General features: G+C 70.8%; 3 protein-coding genes. All 3 read right to left on the minus strand.

Going from position 1 to position 2,017, the window contains the following annotated elements; all coding sequences use genetic code 11:
* Nucleotides 1-754 (minus strand): NAD(P)/FAD-dependent oxidoreductase (locus I5E_RS16970; protein WP_022908036.1); only part of this gene is annotated, 754 nt, incomplete at its 3' end.
* 66 nt (nucleotides 755-820) lie between these two features.
* Nucleotides 821-1,327 (minus strand): Dps family protein, encoded by a 507-nt coding sequence (locus tag I5E_RS16975; protein ID WP_022908037.1) that lies wholly within the window; start codon nucleotides 1,325-1,327, stop codon nucleotides 821-823.
* Nucleotides 1,328-1,434: 107 nt separating this feature from the next.
* On the minus strand, nucleotides 1,435-1,947 hold the full coding sequence (locus I5E_RS16980; RefSeq protein ID WP_022908038.1) for a MarR family winged helix-turn-helix transcriptional regulator: 513 nt from the start codon (nucleotides 1,945-1,947) through the stop codon (nucleotides 1,435-1,437).
* Nucleotides 1,948-2,017 lie beyond the last annotated feature (70 nt).

Genomic DNA, 2,017 nt, shown 5'->3' on the forward strand with positions numbered 1-2,017 from the left:
CGGTCAACCCGGCGTCGGCCGCGAGCTGCGTCGCCGGCTCGATCCCGAGGCCGACCACGACGGCGTCCGCCTCGACCGTGGAGCCGTCGTCGAGGGTCAGCGTGACGCCGCCCTCGTGCTCGGTGCCCCGCTCGACCCGACGACCGAGCCGCAGCTGGACACCGTGGTCGACGAAGCGCTGCTGGAAGGCCTTCGCGAGGTCCTCCGGGAACATCCGACCACCGACGATCTCGTCGGGGTCGACCAGCGTCACGCGGGCACCGTTCTGGACGACGCCCGAAGCGATCTCGGTGCCGATGTACCCGCCGCCGACGACCGCGACGTGGGCACCGGCGTCGGCGAGCTCACGCAGCCGCCGGTAGTCGGTGGCGCTGCGGTAGTCGAGCACGCGCTCGGACGGCTCGAGACCGGGCAGTCCGCGTGGTCGGCCGCCGGTGGCGAGGAGCAGACGCTCGTAGCCGTGGGTCTGCCCGTCGGCGGTCGTGACGGTCTTCGCCTGGCGGTCGATCGCCGTCACCGCGGTGCCGAGCAGGAAGGTCGCCCCGGTCTCCTCGGTGTGCAGGTCGACCTTCTCGTCCCAGCTGAAGTCCGGGTCGGTCCAGAGCTTCTTCGAGAGCGCCGGACGGGCGTACGGCCGGTCCGGCTCCTCGCTGAGGATGCCGATCGAGCCCTCGGTGTCGAGTTCGCGGATGCCGCGCGCTGCGGCATCGGCGACCATCCCGCCGCCGACGACGAGGTAGCGGAAGTCGGTCATGACGTCTCCTGGATCGTTGCGACCGAGTCGGTCCCGACTCGGTGGTGACGGCGCACCTGGTCGCCCTTACGAGTGTGCCGAGGCGTCCGCGACGGCCGGCGTGGTGGCGGACGCGAGCGGGGTGCTCGGTGCGCGGTTCTCGGCCGAGACCATCCAGGCGAGCTGCTCGAGGCGCTCGATGAAGCCGTGCAGCAGGTCGGCCGTCGTCGGGTCTTCCTCGTCGACCTCGTCGTGGACGTCGCGCATGGTGCCGGTCGCCTGGTAGAGGCGCAGCGTCACCTGGTCGATGGCGTCGTGGGTCGTGATCTCGCCCTCGGGGAACTGGTCGAGGTGGCTCGTCGCGGCGACGGTCGACGAGCGGCCGTCCGGCACGGCGTAGAGCGCACGCATGCGCTCCGCGGTGTCGTCCGCGAACTCGCGAGCGGCGTCGACGATCTCGTCGAGCTGGAGGTGGAGGTCCCGGAAGTTCGTCCCGAGGATGTTCCAGTGGGCCTGCTTGCCCTGCACGTGCAGGTCGATGAGGTCCACGAGGACCGCCTGGAGGTTCTTGGCGAGCTTGTCCGATGCGTGCATGATCGGTTCCTTCCGCGTTGGTGACCGGTACCAACCCGGTCTACGCGGCGCGGCATGGCGTCCGCTCAGAGGACGCGTCCCCCGTCCGTTCGGCTCGCTCGGTGGGCTCAGTGCGCGACGGCGGGGTCCACCTGGTCGACCGCGGCGCGCATCTGCTCGAGGAACACCGCGACGACCCGGGCGTCGTCCGGCGAGAGGCCCTCGGCGATGCCCATCATCCGGCGGTGCATGACGCCGAGGGTCGCGCGGACCTCTTCGTCGGTCTCGGTGGTCGGCGTGATCACGAGCGCACGCCGGTCGGTCGGGTGCGGGTCGCGCCGGACGTGGTTCGACTTCACGAGCCGGTCGATGAGGATCGTCGTCGACGCCGACGAGATCTTGAGGTAGGCGGAGAGGTCCTTCGGCTTGACCGTCCGACCGGCGCGCTGGGCCTGCAGCAGGAAGCGCACCGCGAGCAGGTCGGTCTCGCCCATGCCCATCGAGTCGCGGGTGCGGCGGCGCATCGCGGTCTCGGCGGCACGGTACCGACGGAGGGCGTTCAGGACGGTCACGCCCCGCTGGGTCGCGTCGTCATCGGGGAACCAGTACCCGGACGCTTCCGTGATCTCCTGCGTGGACATGGGAGACAGGGTAGCCGGTCTCGTTGCTAGGACGTCTAGCGATCTCTCGGGATGCGGTGGGCGCGACGTG

This window comes from Curtobacterium sp. B18 (assembly GCF_000333375.1).
GTDB lineage: Bacteria > Actinomycetota > Actinomycetes > Actinomycetales > Microbacteriaceae > Curtobacterium.

Bases quoted from the DNA above. Each gene is read 5' to 3' on its own strand.
- I5E_RS16975 (WP_022908037.1), bottom strand. From the start codon at position 1,327: ATGCACGCATCGGACAAGCTCGCCAAGAACCTCCAGGCGGTCCTCGTG.
- I5E_RS16980 (WP_022908038.1), bottom strand. From the start codon at position 1,947: ATGTCCACGCAGGAGATCACGGAAGCGTCCGGGTACTGGTTCCCCGAT.